Annotated in this window: 1 pseudogene; it reads left to right on the top strand. The window is 72.9% G+C overall.

Annotation, left to right across the window (positions count from 1 at the left end):
* Window positions 1-565: pseudogene (locus ACLZOT_RS49755) on the top strand (two-component sensor histidine kinase); the annotation flags it as partial.

Here is a 565-nt window from a genome sequence, read left to right as displayed (position 1 = left end):
GCAGGGGCTGCGGCAGGACCTGTTCCACGACGCCTTCGCCTACCGCCCGCTGCCGCGCAGGAGCGTCGACGGCCCGGTGACCCGGCGGCTGCCGGGCCGGCTGAGGGAGTACGCGGCCTGGCTGCCGCACGCGGTGATCGTCACGGCCGCCCTGTTCGCCGTGCTCATCGCCGGGACCGTCAGCGACCGCCTGGTCGTGGTGCTCGGCCCGATCTCCGCGATCCCGATCCTGCTGACCATGATCCGGCCGGTCGGAGCGTTCTGGGCGTCCATGGCCGCGACCCCGGTCAGTGTGCTGTTCGGCGGTTCGACGGGTGACTGGCCGTGGCCGCCCGCCGCCTTCGTCGTCCAGCTGACGGTGCTGACGGTCGTCGCGATACGCACCAGGCCGCGCACCGCGGCGTACATGTGGGCGGTCACCGGGGCGTACGCCTTCCTGGCGGAGGCGATGTTCGGCCGCGGCCCCTACTACGGCAGCAACGCCGGGCCGATGATGGTGGTCTCCGCGCTGATCCTGCTGGTCGTCGCCGTCTGGCACACCCGCAAGGAGGCCCGCCAGGAGGTG

It is taken from the genome of Streptomyces sp. 4F14, assembly GCF_048159485.1.
GTDB lineage: Bacteria > Actinomycetota > Actinomycetes > Streptomycetales > Streptomycetaceae > Streptomyces.
This window is presented reverse-complemented; position numbering and strand designations above follow the sequence as displayed.